Origin of the sequence: Bdellovibrio sp. SKB1291214, from assembly GCF_002209355.2 — a bacterium.
In the GTDB taxonomy this organism is placed as follows: domain Bacteria; phylum Bdellovibrionota; class Bdellovibrionia; order Bdellovibrionales; family Bdellovibrionaceae; genus Bdellovibrio.
In genome coordinates, this window is sequence record NZ_CP106855.1 from 2,738,970 (window position 1) to 2,756,938 (window position 17,969).

General features: G+C 45.1%; 13 protein-coding genes. 9 read left to right on the forward strand and 4 right to left on the reverse strand.

Annotation, left to right across the window (positions count from 1 at the left end; translation table 11 throughout):
• Positions 1–9 precede the first annotated feature (9 nt).
• On the reverse strand, positions 10–792 hold the full coding sequence (locus B9G69_RS13580) for an outer membrane beta-barrel protein (protein ID WP_254916771.1): 783 nt from the start codon (positions 790–792) through the stop codon (positions 10–12).
• A gap of 109 nt (positions 793–901) precedes the next feature.
• On the reverse strand, positions 902–1,513 hold the full coding sequence (locus tag B9G69_RS13585; protein ID WP_088614566.1) for a glutathione peroxidase: 612 nt from the start codon (positions 1,511–1,513) through the stop codon (positions 902–904).
• Between the two features lie 389 nt (positions 1,514–1,902).
• On the opposite strand from B9G69_RS13585, the gene B9G69_RS13590 reads away from it, so the two are divergent.
• The 5 genes from B9G69_RS13590 to mpl are packed head-to-tail and all read left to right on the forward strand — an operon-like array spanning position 1,903 to position 7,921.
• On the forward strand, positions 1,903–3,204 hold the full coding sequence (locus tag B9G69_RS13590; protein ID WP_088614567.1) for a hypothetical protein: 1,302 nt from the start codon (positions 1,903–1,905) through the stop codon (positions 3,202–3,204).
• Entirely contained in the window at positions 3,201–4,490 is a 1,290-nt protein-coding gene (purB, locus tag B9G69_RS13595) for an adenylosuccinate lyase (RefSeq protein WP_265437787.1), read from the forward strand. The genes B9G69_RS13590 and purB overlap by 4 nt, the downstream gene beginning before the upstream one ends.
• Positions 4,490–5,422, forward strand: coding sequence for an LD-carboxypeptidase (locus B9G69_RS13600; RefSeq protein ID WP_088614568.1), 933 nt, complete (start codon positions 4,490–4,492; stop codon positions 5,420–5,422). The genes purB and B9G69_RS13600 overlap by 1 nt, the downstream gene beginning before the upstream one ends.
• On the forward strand, positions 5,422–6,483 hold the full coding sequence (locus B9G69_RS13605) for a serine hydrolase domain-containing protein (RefSeq protein ID WP_088614569.1): 1,062 nt from the start codon (positions 5,422–5,424) through the stop codon (positions 6,481–6,483). The genes B9G69_RS13600 and B9G69_RS13605 overlap by 1 nt, the downstream gene beginning before the upstream one ends.
• A gap of 28 nt (positions 6,484–6,511) precedes the next feature.
• Positions 6,512–7,921 (forward strand): UDP-N-acetylmuramate:L-alanyl-gamma-D-glutamyl-meso-diaminopimelate ligase, encoded by a 1,410-nt coding sequence (gene mpl / locus B9G69_RS13610; protein WP_088614570.1) that lies wholly within the window; start codon positions 6,512–6,514, stop codon positions 7,919–7,921.
• A gap of 34 nt (positions 7,922–7,955) precedes the next feature.
• Here mpl and B9G69_RS13615 read toward each other — a convergent pair whose 3' ends face one another.
• Positions 7,956–9,050, reverse strand: coding sequence for a winged helix-turn-helix domain-containing protein (locus tag B9G69_RS13615; RefSeq protein ID WP_088614571.1), 1,095 nt, complete (start codon positions 9,048–9,050; stop codon positions 7,956–7,958).
• A 194-nt stretch (positions 9,051–9,244) separates the two neighbouring features.
• Between B9G69_RS13615 and B9G69_RS13620 the strand changes: the two genes are divergently transcribed.
• From B9G69_RS13620 to B9G69_RS13635, 4 genes are all read left to right on the forward strand, one after another.
• Positions 9,245–10,924, forward strand: a complete 1,680-nt coding sequence (locus tag B9G69_RS13620; protein ID WP_088614572.1) for a HAMP domain-containing methyl-accepting chemotaxis protein — start codon at positions 9,245–9,247, stop codon at positions 10,922–10,924.
• A 129-nt stretch (positions 10,925–11,053) separates the two neighbouring features.
• On the forward strand, positions 11,054–13,579 hold the full coding sequence (mutS, locus tag B9G69_RS13625) for a DNA mismatch repair protein MutS (protein ID WP_254916774.1): 2,526 nt from the start codon (positions 11,054–11,056) through the stop codon (positions 13,577–13,579).
• Between the two features lie 27 nt (positions 13,580–13,606).
• Positions 13,607–15,919, forward strand: coding sequence for an HD domain-containing protein (locus B9G69_RS13630; RefSeq protein WP_088614573.1), 2,313 nt, complete (start codon positions 13,607–13,609; stop codon positions 15,917–15,919).
• 40 nt (positions 15,920–15,959) lie between these two features.
• The gene (locus tag B9G69_RS13635; protein WP_265437788.1) at positions 15,960–16,751 is read left to right on the forward strand and encodes a PilZ domain-containing protein; all 792 of its coding nucleotides are present in this window, start codon (positions 15,960–15,962) and stop codon (positions 16,749–16,751) included.
• Here B9G69_RS13635 and B9G69_RS13640 read toward each other — a convergent pair.
• Positions 16,748–17,941: an MFS transporter gene (locus tag B9G69_RS13640; protein ID WP_217897666.1), complete on the reverse strand. Its 1,194-nt coding sequence runs from the start codon at positions 17,939–17,941 to the stop codon at positions 16,748–16,750. The genes B9G69_RS13635 and B9G69_RS13640 overlap by 4 nt on opposite strands.
• Between the last annotated feature and the right edge of the window lie 28 nt (positions 17,942–17,969).

The following is a 17,969-nucleotide window of genomic DNA, read 5'->3' on the forward strand; positions in this document are numbered from 1 at the left end:
CTGGTCTCGTTAGAAGTTCATCCCAAGGATAAATAAGAAGTCGTACAAGTCACCGGAAAGATTCTTTTCCAATTTCTCAGTTCCTTGAACATAAGATTTGCTCTCGTCAGAGAAATTTACGTAGTGATATGCTGCTTGCAATCCTAAGTAAGCTTTCTTGCGCATCAAGGGAATCTCAACACCCGCGCCAACGTCAAAACCCATTGTCGAGTCACGAGAGTAAGAGTCGATACCCGAAATTGTATACGTTCGATAGAACTGACCCAGACCACCCAAGATGTACGGATTAAGATCAGCCAAACCGCGTGTTACGTTTTGCGTGTTCAAGTAGTACTTCAAGTCGAAGTTGATCGAAGTCATTGATACGTTACCAGTGTAGTTAGTCACGTTACCCGCATTCAAAGTCGAAAACTTAACGGCATGGTCACCAGTTTGGAAGCCCAAGTGAAGAGCCAGACGAAGATCGAAGAAGTAGCTCAGGAACAAACCAAATGATGGGGCCGCTGAATATTGATCCGCAAAGTTCCCCGTAAAGCCGCGATAACCACCAGCTAAGCCGACGGTGAAGAAGCGACCATTGCGGAAGAAGTTCACGTCAGCTTCTTCATCAGAGTCCTCATCGAATTCAGAATAATCAGAGAATGGGTCGAAGGCCTCGTCTGGATCATTTTGTGCGATAAGATAATGTTTTTGATCAGAGCTTTGTGCATGCGACAAAGAAGGCAAAAGCATTCCCGCAGCCAACACCAAAGCCAGAAGGCCAGAATGTAGAATAGTTCCGGTGGTTTTCACAGTTCCCCCTGTTGTTATTATCGAGTGAAATTGTCAAAAACTTCAGGGAAAATTAAGATTTTACCCCAATGCGCATGACAGTGTCTCAGATTGAAACGCTGTCATTCTTTTAGAGAGGCTCTGCCAGGGCTTTTTCAATCGCATTTACTATTTTGTCAGAGGAAGGTTTGGTAATCGAAGTCCAGCGATCCACAACTTGCCCTTTGCGATTCACCAAAAACTTCTCAAAATTCCAACTTACATCTTTAAAAATCAGCCCCGGCTTTTGCTCCGTCAGGAACTGATAAACAGGCTGCTTGTTGGGTCCTGTGACGGGTGCCTTGTCAAAGAAAGGGAACGTGCATCCATATTCTTTCTTGGCAAAACTTTGCACCTCAGTGTTGTCGCCTTTTTCCTGCTTAAAATCATTTGAAGGAAATGCCAAAACCACAAACCCACGTTCTGAATACTTTTTGTAAAGCCCCTCAAGATCTTTCAACTGCGGCGTAAATCCACACTGCGAAGCCGTATTAACAACCAAAACCACTTTCCCACGATAAGAAGAAAAATGAACCTTCTTTCCCGAAATATCATTCGCAGAAAGCTCATAGAAACTACGAGGCTTAGAATCCGAACTCGAAACCTCAGACGAAGTTTTCTCCTCAGCAAAGCCCACCGACGAACTCAACAAACCCAAAAACAACGAACTTACCACCAACACTTTAGCGGAAATCTTAAGCATAACCTCTCCATCAAGCTGAGATGTTCAACGAACTAAAAAATCATCCTCCTATCGCGAGGGAAAAACAACTCCAATGAAGCATCCGCCATAGATGAAAACTGCCTAAGAACAAAGCACTCCGTAGGGCTGAGAGGTGGTAGAACCTGCACCCAGCGACCTCCGTCGGCGCCGGACAAAAATAGCAGGATGCTATTTTTGCGCGTCAGCCCGAAGGGTAAAGGGCAGGAGCCCTTTGCTTCCGCGAACCGGCAAAGCCGGCGGCGGTGAGGCATGGATGCCGTGAGATCGAAAGGCATTTTTCCTCTATGTCGCGGTGCGAATCTTTGACTTGGATGATGGATGAATTTCTAATTAATTTGAATATCTTAGCTACGATTTGGGGTGAGTAGATGGAGCTTCGCAGTCCCATAGTTATTGTTTCTGCTTTTGGGAGAGGCCATTGGTTGGCTGCCGCGCTTTCGCGCGAGGGGATCAAGACGACCGTCTTGGATGTTTCATCCAAACTTGGCGTTTGGCCCTCAGAAGATCTTGAAGGGCCCTTTGGTTTTTTCCGTAACGAGAAAATTTCAGAATCGCAGATGGAGCGCTTGTACTCCGATGATTCTTTCGAAGAGTTGCACAATGGCTTTACATTGTGGCTGCCTGAAGGTCCTCTTGAGTGCAAAGGTCCTTTGACGAAATTTAAAATCGACAACTCGGGGCTCGCTCCACAAGTTAAAGAAGCTCTGCTGCCAAGCGCCTCTGATAAGCTACAAAAAACTGTGGGTCGTAATGTGACGAGTTTTGATTTTGATCAAAGCTGGCTTTTGCATTTCGCTCATCAGTGGGCGGGAACTACTTTTAAACCGAATGCATTGGCGGCGACCGAAGGTGCATCTCTTCCGATCTTTTCTTCGTTTCTAGTTCGTCAAGCGACCCGCGATGGTTTGGAAAAATCATTTGCCTGGTTGCGAAGCAAAGGCGTTGAAGTTATCAAGCCACAAAAAATCGTGGATGCGTCCTTTGGTGCGGGCAAGACGGTGACGGGTCTTGAGATCGCTGGTGAAAACCAAGGTCTATTGAAACTTGAACAGCTCGTCTGGATGCTTTCCAGTGAAGAGACGTATTTCTTAAATGAGCGTTTGGGAAAATATCTTTTCAACGAAGGCCCTCTTGAGTCAGAGTGGTGCTGGGTTCGTTACCGTGTGTCGTTGCAGGCTTGTACAGAGCGCGATGCGCTTCCGTTGCACACGGTTCTTTTGGATGATGTGAGTTCTCCCTGGACCCATGAAAACATGATGGTCATTCAACGGACCTCCTCCGCAGAACAATTCGATGTGTGGATGCGTATGCCGACAGTTCAGCGTTTCAACAAAGAATATCTAACTAGCCGTAGCAAGCGCATGAAAGACATTTTGCTTCGTCGCATGTCTTTGGCTCAGCCGGAAGTTCTAAGCTTCCCGCAAGAGTATTATTACACTTATGCCCAATTGGGAGCTCCGCGCTTTCCAGTTTTTTCGGCAAAACACAATTCACGTCGTGGACGTGTGGCTTATGGAAACCTTCACTTGGATGGGCCCGAGGTATGGCCTCACTTTGCGTGGACAGCGATGTTCGCGAAAAACGAAATCTCTCAGATGCACATCCAAAACTGGTGGAGAGAAAAACTTTTGAAAGAGCAAAAAGAGAAACGAAAGGAAGCCGGTCAGTGATCGAACGTTACACGCGCCCAGAGATGGGTCTTATTTGGGATGCAGATCAACGATTTGGCAAGATGATGCAAGTTGAAATCACAGTGGCACAGGTTCAAGCTCAGCTGGGTTTGATTCCGAAAGTGGCTGCAAAGGCGATCGCACAAAAGTCGCGCTTTAATGTGAAACGCATTTCTGAAATTGAAAAAGAAACGAAACATGACGTTATCGCCTTTGTTAGCAACTTGGCTGAAAACGTGGGACCCCATGGAAAATTCATCCACTTCGGAATGACCTCTTCGGATGTTCTAGATACTGCTTTCAGCTTGCAGGTCCGCGAAGCCGGTCAAGTTTTGATGAGTTCAATCGTTCGCATGGAAAAATCTTTGCAGGCCTTGGTCGATAAACATGCAGAGACAATGTGTGCGGGACGTACTCACGGAATGTTCGCAGAACCCACAACATTCGGTTTTAAAATGGCAGGTTTCTTGACCGAGCTTCGTCGTAATAAAAAACGTGTCAAAGAGGCTTTAGAAAACATGAACATCTGCAAACTCAGCGGTGCGGTTGGTACATTTTCTAGCCAGTCTCCAAAAGTGGAAGCGATGGTGGCTCGTAAACTGGGTTTGAAACCAGAACCTATTGCGACACAAGTTATTCCTCGTGACCGTCATGCGGAAATGATGTTGTCGCTGGCGATGATAGGAACAGGGCTTGAGCGCTTGGCCGTGGAGCTTCGTCATTTGCAACGCAGTGATGTGGCGGAAGTGACTGAGGGATTTACCAAAGGCCAAAAAGGTTCCTCGGCAATGCCTCATAAGAAAAATCCCATCAGTGCAGAAAACATCACAGGCCTTTCTCGTTTGCTGCGTGGTTATGCTGTCGCGGCAATGGAAGACGTGGCTTTGTGGCATGAACGCGATATCAGCCATTCCTCGGTTGAGCGCGTGATCTTCCCTGATGCCTTTATTGTGGCTGACTATGGCATTCACCGTATGAGCGTTTTGTTGGACGGTTTGGAAGTAAATAAAAAACGCATGCTGGACAATATCGAAAGTTCCCAAGGGCAGTTGTTCAGTTCCCATGTGTTGTTGGCGTTGGTTGGTAAAGGAATGCGTCGTGAAGATGCCTACGCGTTGGTTCAGCGTCTTTGTCATACATTGGGTTACGGCGAACACTTAAAAGATAAATTGATGGGCAGCGATGAAGCTCGCGCTCTTTTAAAACCGAAAGAGATCGAAGAGATTTTTACGGGTAAGAAACACAAGAAAACGATCAAAGAAATTATCAAGAGAGCGAAAGCGTAATGACACGTTGGAAGTTTTTTAAAGAAGGCGACATTGTCGATGTGGTAGCTCCGGGTTACCCATCTCAGCCCCACGAGGTGGATGGTTCTCGCGATTTTCTTTTGAAATGGAATTTGGTTCCACGTATTCCAAAAGGTTTGATCAAGCCGCATTTTCTGCATGCCAATGAAGATGAGGCTCGATTTGAGTTTTTGAAAAATGCGATTCAGTCTAAGGATTCTAGTGTGATTTGGTGCATGCGTGGTGGTTACGGCAGTAATCGTTTGGTGCCGATGCTTGCAAAACTTAAAAAACCAAAAGAACCGAAGCTTTTGATCGGTATCAGCGACATTACGTCGTTACATACTTTCCTGACTCAGGAATGGGGTTGGAGCACTTTACATGCGCCGCTATTGGATCGTTTGGGTCGCGGCTTGGTTGCTTCCAAGTTTGAAAAAGAATTACACGGAATTCTTTTTGGCCAAGAAACAGATGTTGAGTTTAAAAAACTCAAACCTCTGAATGATCAGGCACGTAACATAAAACTTTTAAAATCCCGTGTTGTCGGGGGAAACCTGGCTGTTTTGCAAACGACATTGGGCACTCCGTGGCAGATTGATGCTAAGAAGTCTTTGTTGTTTTTGGAAGACACGGGGGAGCGTGGCTACCGCGTTGATAAGATGTTGGAACATATGCGCCAGGCGGGCGTGTTTAAACAGTGTCACGGGTTGATTCTGGGTGATTTCATTGGGGGCAATGAACCGGGGTCAGATCAAAGCAAATTAAAACAAGTCTTTAAACGTTGGTCCGAAGATTTAGATCTTCCAATCTTTCAAGGGTTGGAAGCGGGCCATGATGTGATTCAGAGACCGGTGCCTTTAAACACTTCATGCGTTCTTTCACAAAAGAACGGCAAGGTGCTGCTCAATATCGATACAGGAGGAAAAGCGTAATGAAATTTTCTGTTCTAGAAAAGAATCTGATTTCGCAACTAGAGGATCGTATCCGCGATACCACTCCAGGTGTGATGGTGCGTGCTTACCAGGGCGGACGTATCATTTGCGACGTTTCTGTAGGCAATACTTACGCTTATTATGATCTAGCAAGTGTGACGAAGGTGATCTTTACCCAGCAAGCGATGATGTACGCTTATGAATTGGGGAAATGGAATTTTGAGACGAAGGTTTCGGAATTTTTGCCATGGTTTCCTTCCAAAGAAACTAAAATTACAGAGTTATTGACTCACAGTTCGGGGCTACCGTGGTGGATGCCATTTTATCAAGAAATCAATCAGAACTTGTCCCGTGAAAAGCGCCGCGATCAATTGCGTGAAATCATCCAGGGTTTGAAGCTTGAGAAGTCAGAGACAGCGGTTTATTCCGATGTTGGTTTCCTGGTTTTAGGTTATGTGCTTGAAGTGATTTTTGAAAAACCACTTTTGGATGTTTGGACGGATACAAAAAATAAGTTCTACGCAGGAACGACTTTAGAGTTCCACGCCGATAATAAAACGTCGACCAAGATTTCCTTATTTGCTCCAACAGAAGAATGCCCGGTTCGTAAAAAGCTTGTTCAAGGTGAAGTTCATGATTTGAACTGCTGGTCCTTAGGGGGCGTTTCTACGCACGCCGGTTTGTTCGGCAGCATCGACGATTTAGGTTGGTATTCGCTTCATTTGCGCTCTCAGCTTTTGGGGATTGCAAGATACAGCATTCGTCAAAAGACGGCACAATTGTTTGCTAAGCGCGCCCTTCCAGAAGGAAAAGGCGACTGGGCTATGGGTTATATGATGCCAACGCCGGGCTCTGCAAGTTGCGGAAATTATTTCTCGTTAGATTCAATTGGTCACACGGGGTTCACTGGAACGTCGATTTGGTATGATCCTAAGATGGATATGAGCGTGAACATCCTGTCGAATCGAGTTTTGTATGGATCCGAGAACAAGGCCTTTGCAAAATTGCGTTCCGAGATTCACAATTGGATTGTTGAAAATTACAGAAGATCTGGAGTGTAAGCGGTACTACCGCTTTCAGGAGTAATAAATGGATTTAAAACCTGGTAGTCATATTCATTTGATGGGGATCTGCGGGACCGCAATGGCGTCGATGGCGGGTCTATTGAAAGATCGCGGATTTAAAATCACAGGCAGTGATATGAACCCGTACCCACCCATGTCCACTCAGCTTGAAAGTTTGGGTATCACTATTCAAAAAGGATACAAAGCTGAGAACTTGAATCCGAAGCCTGATTTCGTGATCGTCGGAAACGTGATTTCTGCGAATAACGAAGAAGCTCAAGAGTTGATGAAACTAGGAATTCCATACACGTCTTTGCCAAAAGCAATGGGTGAATTCATTATCGCTGATCGCGAAAGTGTTGTGATCTCTGGAACTCACGGAAAAACAACGACAACATCGATGATGTCGTGGGTCGCAGAAAACGCTGGCAAGAAACCAGGGTTCTTGATCGGTGGTATTCCGAAAAACTTCTCGCAAAGCTTTAAGAATCCGGAAGGTAACTTGTTCGTTATTGAAGGTGACGAATACGACACGGCTTTCTTTGATAAAGTTCCTAAATTTATCCACTACAAGCCAAAGCATGTGATTTTAACTTCCGTGGAATTTGATCACGCGGATATCTATAAAGATCTTCAGGCCGTGAAAGATTCTTTTGCTAAACTCATGCATTTGATCCCGGCAGATGGAACTTTGCTGGCTTGTGCTGAAGATAAAAACGTAATGGAGCTTCGCAAGCTATGCAAAGCGAAGAACAACTTCACTTACGGATTCGGCGCGGATGCTGATTTCAGAGCAAAAGTTCTTTTCCAAAACGAAAAAGGTATTGGTTTTGAAGTTCACCATAAAGGTGAAATCTTGGGCCCCTACAACATGCAAATCACGGGTGACTATAACATCTTAAACGCCACAGCTGTGGTTGCTATGTCTAAGTGCCTGGGTTTCTCTGAAAACAGAATTCAAATCGCTCTAGAGTCCTTTGAGGGCGTTAAGCGCCGTCAAGAGATCCTGGGTGAGCCCAATGGCATTCTTGTGATCGAAGACTTTGCCCACCATCCAACAGCGGTGCGTGAGACAGTAAAAGGTATTCAAAAGAAATACCCAGGTCGTAAGGTGTTCTCGATCTTTGAACCAAGATCTGCGACATCTCGTCGTAAGGTCTTCCAAAAAGACTACGTAGAGGCCTTTAAAGGCTCTCACGAAGTGATGCTTGCAAAGGCTTTTGACCAATCGAAAATCGACGAAGAAAATCGTTTTTCTTCTCACGAGTTGGTCGCAGATCTTAAAACTTCCGGCGTCACAGCGGAAGACTTCGATTCTGCAGATCAAATCGTAGCGGCCTTAAAATCCCGCGCGAAACGCGGCGACGTGATTTTGATCATGTCGAATGGGGGCTTCGACGGCATCTACACAAAACTCATGAAAGCTCTTGAGTAGCAAAACAAAAAAGCCCGGTTCAACCCAGGCTTTTTTATTCCATTAACTTCACAGTGATATTCGTTGGTAGGTAATACCCCTTGCGGTCGCGTAGGATATAAGATGGCGTATTCGGATCTGGTTCCAATAAAGTGCGCAGACGCTTGATTGAAACATAAATGATATTGTCATGAACAGCGGGGTCGTAAGCATAACCCCAAATTTTTTCCACCAGGTAAGATTTTGTAAATCGCGAACCTTGATTCTGTGCAAACAGTTTTAACAAATCAAAAAGGATGTGTTGGTTTTTGAAATCTACCTCACCCTTTGAACCTGATTTAACTTTGAAGTTTGTCGAATCAATTGAGAGATCGGCCTCGGGTGACACTTGATTTTCTTTCGCAAGCTGCGCTTTAACCGAGCGTAGACGAGCAGAGAGTTCTCCGTCCATACCCTTCATCGCTAGTGAACGATAGATAGCCGCTTCATTGCGTTTGCCTTGGGCTTCATAGACTGCTGCCATTTGTACCAAGATGTAAACGATCAAATAGTGCAATGAATTTTGCTGAGCTTTTTCGTAAGCTTTCCAAATAGCATCTAAAGCATCATCCGCACGTTTTTCATCTAGAAAAACATGGCTTTTTACGACCAGGCAGCTTGTGTGAATTTCTTCGAGTTTCAACTCTTGGGTTAGCAGCAAAGCTTTATCTAGGTACTTCAAGGCCTCGATCGGATTTGCTTTCATCGTCACCATGGCAAGCTCTTGCAACAAGCGCGCAACGGTTTCTAAATCCTGTGCTGATGTGCATTCATCCAAAGCTTGAACGAAATAGTCTTTCGCCAAAACGTTTTCACCTTGAGCCATTCTCCACAAACCAATGTTGTGCAAAATACGACCGTGAATTTCCGAGTCAGGATTTTCTTTTTCGTATGTTAGCAGTTTATTGAAGTGCTTTTTGAAATGGTCCAGTTTGCCAAGTTCAGAACTGGCTTGGATGAGAAAGCGAATGCCGTAGAGCCAGTTCTGCAAATCACCAATCGCCTCGGATTCGGTACATATGCGCACAGAATTATCACAGGCATCTTGATAATGACCCCGCTGATAGTTCAATTTGGCTAGATTGATGTTGGAACTCAGCTCACTCAACATGGTGATTTAAATAGAATTTCGTTGGGAACTCGTCAACATCTTACAGAAAGTGAAACGAGGATTTAATGGTAAGGCGACGTAACATAAGCGTGGCGTCATAGGGGAAGTGTCTCACTTCGAGGCGCAAAGTCCTCACATTCATCTTACGATCAAGAAATCCCGATAACTGAGTTGATATGTTAATGGGGTGAAACATGGGGTCGTGGTTTAAGGGGATCAAAGGGAAATTGTTAGTGGCTGCGTTGTGGCCTCCCGTAGGTTTTGTAGTTCTTGGTTTTGTTGCATTCATGGGTTTGTCTTCTGTCAGTGGTATGCTGAATAAGTCGTACACTGAAATCATTCCGAATGTGGATGCTTTAGGTCAAATAGAAGGTGGTCGGGCCCGCATTGGTCAATACCTGTGGGGTGCGATCGCGAATTTGAATTTTGAAAAGCGTCGCAATGTTTACATTGAAAAACTCGAGGGTGCACTTAAAGAGTACAACGATGCTGTCGCTAAGTACGAATCTGCTCCTGACATGGAAGGCGAGCAAGAGATCTATAAGCCGATGAAAGATAATCATCAGAATTATGTGACTCATGTGAAAGAGTTCATTGATCTGTTAAAAGTTCCTACTCCTGAAAATTATGAAAAAGTTCGTGCTGCTGCAGCTGAGGGGGCTTATCAATCCGAATCGGTGCAAATCAAAGGTACGACTGTTAAACTCATGGCCATGTATACGGCTGCGGTAAAGCACAACGATGAGTTGCGCCAAGCAGAGGTTGATAAAATATTTAAATGGTTGGTGGGTATCGGCATTGCCTGTGGAACGGGTGTGTTCTTGGTATTGATGTTTATCGCGTCACGCTTAAGCAGAAACGTTTCTGAGGTTGTTAATCAACTTTCAGATTCTTGCAGTCAAGTCAACTCGGCCATCAACCAATTGACGGAGGCTGGTCAAAGCTTGTCTCAATCTTCCACAACGTCTGCGGCTTCCCTTGAGGAAACTGTGGCGGCGTTAGAAGAAATGACCTCGATGGTGTCTATGAACTCTGACAATGCGAAACAGGCGGCAAGTCTGTCGACGGCATCTCGCTCGGCTGCTGAAGACGGCGAACAAGAAATGCAAAAACTTGTGACGTCTATGCATGGGATCTCTCAGTCTTCTAAGAAAATTGAAGAGATCATCAACGTCATTGATGATATCGCTTTCCAAACGAATTTATTGGCACTGAATGCGGCGGTGGAAGCAGCACGTGCGGGTGAGCAAGGGAAAGGTTTTGCGGTTGTCGCGGAAGCGGTTCGTGCCTTGGCACAAAGATCTGCAGTGGCGGCGAAAGATATCAATGGCTTGATTAAAGACTCAGTGGTTCAAGTGGACGAAGGTTCTCGCATCGCTGACAAAGCGGGTGATGTACTTAAAAACATAGTAACTTCCATTAAGAAAGTTTCTGACTTAAACAATGAAATCTCTGCCGCAAGCTCTGAACAAACGACGGGAATTCAGCAGATCAGTAAAGCGATGAATCAGTTGGATCAAAGCTCTCAGGCTAATGCAGCTTCTTCGGAAGAGATCGCAGCCACATCTGAAGAGATGTCTTCGCAATCAAAACAAATGTACAATGTCGTGGTAACACTTTCTAAAGTGGTGATCGGTGCAAACGCAGAGGACTCTGGTTCTCCGGAGGAGCATCAACCCGTTGTTACGGAGAAAAAGGCGACTTTCAAACCTGCGGCAAAAGCCTATACGGCGCCTAAAAAAGTAGCAGCCACAAATGTCGTGAAATTTAAGCCAGCGGCCAAGGCGTCGGCAAAATCCGAAGACGTCAAGCCATCTGAGTTAATTCCGTTTGACGACGATACGCGAAAAGTCGGTTCTACAGACGGTTTTTAGGGAATAATGCTGTTTTAAAAGCAAAATAAAGGGGAGTCGAAAGGCTCCCTTTTTTATTTCCAAACAAGCGGTGCGTTAATCAGTTTTTGTGAGTGAAACGGGCGGTCGAGTTCGGTACTTTTTTCGCCTATGTCAGCGAATCTAACTCCACTCATGAAGCAGTACTGGGACATTAAATCTGTCCATCAAGATAAAGTTCTCCTCTTCCGCATGGGCGACTTTTTTGAAATGTTCTTTGATGATGCGGTCAAGGCAGCGCCAGTTCTTGGAATTGCTCTGACTCAAAGAAATAAAAAATCAGCCGACGAAACTCCAATGTGCGGTATGCCTCACCACTCTGTGGCGGGTCCTATCAATAAACTTCTGGCGCATGGTTTTAAAGTTGCGATCTGTGATCAGCTTGAAGATCCAAAAACTGCGAAGGGGATTGTCAAGCGCGGGGTGACTCGTGTTCTGACTCCGGGAATGGTTTATGACTCTGACACATTGGATGGCACGAAACCACATTACTTGGTGAGTGTTGATCAAGATTCTATCAGTTTCTTAGATTCAACAACGGGTGAAGCATTCTTTTTTAAGTCTAAAAACTCTCAAGAACTTTTGCGTTTTGTTCAATTGTTGCCGGTGGCAGAGATTGTAATCGCAAAGGAACACGAGGCTTTGTTGTCAGGTCTTGAGAACATTTTGATTTCTCATCACGAAGAATTGATGGAATTAGAAAATGATCTTTTGAAAAATGGCGCTCCGGCTTCTGCAGCTCGATTGTTAAGTTATGTTCGTCAATTGTCGGGTGAAGAGTCTTTGAAAACTCTTTCTCCTTTTGTAGAGCGTGATCTTGAGCATCGTTTGGAAATTTCCAGCACGACTTTGCGTCACCTGGAAGTATTCTCGACATACAAAGGCGAAGGTCTTGGAAGTTTGTTCCATGCGATCAATCGCACGCAAACTTCAGCTGGCAGTCGTATGCTTCGCCAATGGTTAAGCTTTCCACTTCGCGATATTAAAGCGATTGAAAATCGTTTGAACTCGGTAGAATTCTGGCGCACCCACATGATGGAGCTTAAACGCACTCGTCAGATTTTGGGGCAAATGGGCGACATCGAACGTCGCTTGGGTAAAATTTCTCAACCCCAGTGCAATGGTCGTGATCTATTGGCATTAGCGTGCAGTGTGCACGCTGGTATCAGTGCGCTTGAGGTGTTTGTTCACGCGAGTGGTTCGACAGCGAACTTCGATAGTTTGCGTGACCTTGCTTATAAAATTGAAAGAACTTTGGTCGAAGATCCGCCTTTGACAACGAAACAAGGTTACTTGATTCGCACAGGCGTGAATTCAGAGCTTGATGAATTGATCGAGCTTTCGACAAATGCGCAGGCGATGGTTGCGCGCATGGAAGCTGAAGAAAAAGAAAAAACGGGTATTACTTCATTGAAGATCCGTTACAACAATGTCTTTGGTTACTACATCGAAATTACAAATACGCATAAAGACAAAGTTCCAGCGACGTATCAACGTAAGCAAACTTTGACGAATGCGGAACGCTATTGCACAGACGAATTGGTTGAGCTTGAAAGAAAAGTTCTTTCAGCGAATACAAAACGTGCAGATCTTGAATTTGAGTTCTTTGAATCTCTTCGTAAAGAAATCTTGGCTCAATGCCCAGGCTTGCTAACGCTTGCGCATGAGTGCAGTGAGATGGATGTTCTTTCAAGCCTTGCTTGGCTAAGTCTTGAAGAAAAATATGCTCGGCCGCAATTCACAGAAAATGGTTCGTTGAGTCTGAAAGCATCTCGCCACCCCGTGGTTGAGCAAACTGTGAAAACAAACTTCGTTGCAAACGATATCGAGCTTCACCCACATTCTTGCTTGTTGTTAACAGGCCCGAATATGGCCGGTAAGTCGACTTTGATGCGTCAAGTGGCGCTGAATGCGATCATGGCACAAATGGGTTCTTACGTTCCAGCGGACGAAGCAAAGCTTCCGATCTTTGATGCGATTTTCACGCGCATTGGTGCCAGCGACCAATTGTCTGAAGGTCTTTCTACATTCATGGTCGAGATGACGGAAACGTCAGCGATGCTTAAGAACGCCACGAAAGATTCTTTGGTTATTCTGGATGAGGTCGGCCGTGGAACAAGCACATTCGATGGCATGTGCTTGGCGCAATCCATCCTTGAGCATTTGTTGAGTGAAGTGAAGGCCTTGACGTTCTTTGCAACTCACTATCACGAATTGACAAGTTTGGATCAAAGCTATGGCCAAATCACAAACTCACACATGACAGTGACTGAGCGTAATGGCGAAATCCGTTTCCTTCATACCTTGGTGAAAGGTCCAGCTTTGAAATCCTATGGGGTTCAAGTGGCGGAACTTGCTGGTTTGCCTGCGACGGTTACTAAACGTGCGAAAAGCCTTCTTCGTGAAATCGAATCTAAACGCGTTCAAGCCAGCAGTCAGTTGTCTTTGCTGGACCATGTGGACGATGCGGCTCCAATGGTTGAAACGGTTTCGGTTGAAGTTCCGGTTATTCCTGATTCAGTGAAGTCGCTCATGGGCGAGCTTCAGAAATTCCCATTGATGCAAACAAGTCCACTTGAAGTGATGAGCCAGGTTGCTAAATGGAAGGAAATCGCTGAAAACACCAGCTTGCAATAGACCTCAAATTGGCTGATCATTTTAATTATGGCAGCCAAGACGTTTCTATCGAGTGAGCAGCTTGTACAAGCTCAAGAAATTCTAAATCCACCTTTAATGACACCTGATGGGAATGTCCGTCAGGTGTTTTGTTTTTCCAGCCAGAGTTTTTCATTTTGGTTAGGCGCAAAGCTTGAAGAATCTTTAAAAAACAATCCTCTTTGGCGTGAAACCCATCCGATTATTTTGGGCTCTTGGGCCCGTGGTGAATTGAGCCCGAAATCTGATATCGATATTTTATTCTGTGGCGACGAAGATAAGGTTCGTGAATTCACCAATCAACTTCAGGAACAGGGTTTAAAACTTCGCTACCGCATGCCTGCGAATACAGAAGATTGGACCGAGGGTGTGGAGGCCTTTGATGTTTTGGCATTGTTAAAAGCAAAGCCATTGACCCCGGAAGGTGCTCGTAAATTATTTGAACAGCAAAAAAGCATTTGGGCCAAAAAAAACATGTGGCGCAAAGTTTTGCTGAAAGCCGTTAAGGAAGAACGCAAGACTCGCGAAAAGCGTTTCGATTCTATCACTAATTACTTGGAACCCAATTTGAAGTACGGTCCGGGCGGCTTGCGTGATCTAGAGCAAGGTTTGCAGATTTACGAACTCTTTTCGGAAAGATTCACAAACCCTGGCTATGCACTGAATGTTTTAAATTACTACCGTGACTACTTATTAAGCCTTCGTCAGAAACTTCATCTGGAAGGTCACAGTGATATTTTATCCAGTTCAGCGCAGTTTGATCTGGGTAAATGGATGGGCTTTAAATCTCATAAGGATTTCATGCGCAGTCTGCAAAGAGGTTTGTCGCGGGTGAATTTCTATTCGGACTGGATCATTGCTGTTGCGGATGCTCCAGAGGAAGTTTTAAAGAAAATCGAACGCCAAGAGTTTTATAAACCGAGCGATCTGTTTTCTGCCTTAGAGAAAAACTCCAGTGTTTTGATGCAAAAGAAAGTTCGCGAAGAGTTAGATCATCTTTTGCCTAAAGAGGGTTTGAAAAAACTCGGCAAGCTTCGTGGTCAAGAATTAGAGCAAGTTCTAAGCGTGAAAGCTAAGGACGAATTCATTTACAGTATTTTTCGATCACGTTTAATTGATAAGCTCGTCCCAGAGATCACTCGGCTTGTGGGATACGTTCAACATGACCAGTATCACCGCTACACGGCTGATTCGCATATCCTGCAGGCATGTCGTGAAATTAAACGCGTCTTTGCAAAGCCGAAAGAGTTAGGTCCTTTGCAAACCGTCGCCAAAGAGCTCTCTGCCTATGACTGGCAAGTCCTGTCTTGGACTTGTATGTATCACGATCTTGCAAAAGGCCTAGAGAGTGGAGATCACGCTGAAGTTGGAACTGATATCGTCGTTCGTGATTTTAAAAACTTCGGCTTTAAAAAAACTTTCACGGATGACGTTAAATGGATGGTGAAAAATCACCTGGAGCTTTCTCAAGCCGCTTTCCGTAAAAACTCCAAGGACCCACGTGTGTGGCAAGAACTTCGGGAGAAGGGTGTCGAGAAAGATGCATTAAAGCGCCTCGCGATCTTTACAGCGGTTGATATCCGAGCCACCAATCCTGAAGCTTGGAACGAGTGGAAAGCGCGCCTATTGGCAGAGCTGGTTCAAAATCTAGAAAGTAAGAAGGCACAAGACTATTTCACATTCAGAACTTTAAAAGCAAAAAAGCATCTGCATATCTCTGAAGAGATCTATGAAGAGTTAGGTCCAGTATTGGTCGAGAGTCTTTCAATGACTGATTTGGTAGAAGATCTAAAAAAGGCAGAGTCATCAACAGACTCTTTACCTCCGAAAATCATGCAAACCAAACAAGGTGAAATCTGGATTCGTCTGCATCAAAAGCGTGACCGCAAAGGGATCTTGGCGGATTACGTTGGGCAGTTTTACTCTTTAGGTTTGGGTATTCGCCATGCATCTATTCATACGCTTCCGAAGGTGGGAGTTTATGACTGGTTCCAAGTGACGACCCAAAAGAATATCAAAATGTTAGAAGCTCTTTTGAAGTCTTCGCAATTAAAAGAAAAAGAAATTCCCCAAGTCCGTTTCGACGAAATTCAACTGATGAGTGCCCACGATAAAGAATGGGTCATCAGCTTCCGTGGTCCTGACCAAGCCGGGTTATTGGCATCTGCTGCAAAGGCCCTGAGTGATTTGAATGTCAGCGTGAAATCCGCACGTGTTCACACATGGGGACGTCAAGTGGACGATATCTTTATGTTGAAAGCCGAAGGCGATCCGCAAGAGTTGATCAAGTCTTTGCAAGCGCGATTTAAATTGGCGAACTAATTAATTTAGAAACAAACGAGGGGTCTTTGTTTGTTTCTATGTGCAGAGATTTATCGACGACTGTCCAAGATCCTATACACATTTAAATGGAAAACGTCGCGAAACCCTGTGCTCTGTTTTTGCATTGCAGTTACTTATGCAGAAAAATCCCGCCCAAAATATTAAGGTGCAGCGCACAGTTCTGTCTCTTGTTTCAGGAAAAACCTGGTCTCATTTTGAGACGGCATTTCGTGGCTGTCTGGTTCGCCAGTGCCACAGCCTAGAAGCTTTAAAGATTCAGCTTAAAGAAAACCAGCGGGCCCTGCTTCTGCTTGAGTTTGAGCACTGCACAGCTCGTCATATCGAGGCTTTTTTGTCTTTAGTGCCAGTAAGACCTAAAAATAGAAATGGTCAGCAAGTCCGTATGATTATGTTGGCTAAGAGTATGGAAATGGCTGCTTTTCAAAAGTATGGACGGCATCCAGACCTGTTGCTGATTTTAAAATCAGATCTGGTAAAGGCTTACTATCTAACAAGTAAATTCTTGCATGGGGATCAGGTTTATATGCGTTCCTCGGTACGACAGGCGACGAGTTCGCCGGTGGTTGTGAAAAGTACGAACTGGATCAGTCAGGAAAACCTGTCGCAACGTAAAGGCCGCTTCCTGGATTTTGCCAAACAGGGGGCAAGGCTCTACTTGCCGCAAAGAACTTTTAAAACCAAAGACTTCGTTTCAGTTTTATATCAATTAGAAAATCAAGATTGGATCACAGTGGAGTGTCAGCTACGTTGGGAAGAGGCCACAACAGACGGTGGTCAAATGATCGGTGTGCAGTTCTTGGCGATCGCTTAAGAAGCTTTCGCCTTTTTCTTGCCACCCATAACGAAGGCCACAGTTGCCAACAAAGTTCCCACGGACAATACGATGCAAACCCCAGTCCATTGACCCGCATTCCATGCGTACGATCCAATCAAAGAACCCAATGCTCCGCCCATGAAATAAGAAAACATATAGACTGTGTTTAAGCGGCTGCGGGCGTCCTCGCGCAAAGCAAACACTCGAGTTTGATTGCTGATATGAGTCGCTTGAATACCAAAGTCCAAAATGAAAATCCCAACGATCAAGCCAATCAAGCTGGTCGCGGATCCCCACAAAATTAAAACAGACAGAGCCAGAACAGTTAAACCAATCGCAACACCTGTGCGAGCTCCCTTTTTATCAGAGATTCTGCCAACAACCGGTGCTGCCATAGCCCCCGCAGCCCCCAACAATCCAAACAAACCCACCTCTTTTGCACCCATTGAAAAGTGGGGAGTGGACAGTAAGAAAATTAAAGTCGCCCAGATAGAACTAAAAACTCCAAAGATCATAGCGCCCACAACCGCAGATTCACGCAGCGTGGGTTCTTCTTTCACCAAAGTGCCGATGGATTTAATCAAACCAAAGTAAGAACCCTTATAAGTCACTTCACTCGCAGGTAGTGCGAACCACAAGCACACAGCCAAAACGATCATCAATCCTGCGGCAGAATAAAATACAACTCTCCAGCCAAAAGCATCGCCGATAAATCCCGCAACAGTGCGCGAACATAATATTCCGATCAACAAGCCGCTCATGATGATGCCAATGACTTTTCCACGATTTTCATTACTCGCTAAATGCGCAGCAAACGGAATGATCAGCTGAGGTACCATTGTGAATAAACCAATCAACAAACTTGCAGCGATCATCATCCATAAACTGGTCGCAGTGGCTGCCATCAGCAATGCCGCCGTCACCAAAAACGAAGTGATCACAATCAGCTTGCGACGTTCAAACATGTCACCCATCGGAACCAAGAACAGCATCCCCAACGCATATCCCACTTGAGTCAGAGTAGGGATAATTCCGATCTCTTTCACAGAGACCCCGAATTCTTTTTGTAGCTCTGCCAGCAAAGGTTGGTTGTAATAAAGATTAGCGACGCTTAGACCCGTGGCGATAGCCATGATCCAAACGGTGGTCGAAGATACTTTATTGGAATGAGATTGATGCTGATTCATAGATGAAATTTCCGAGCTACGTGCGCTC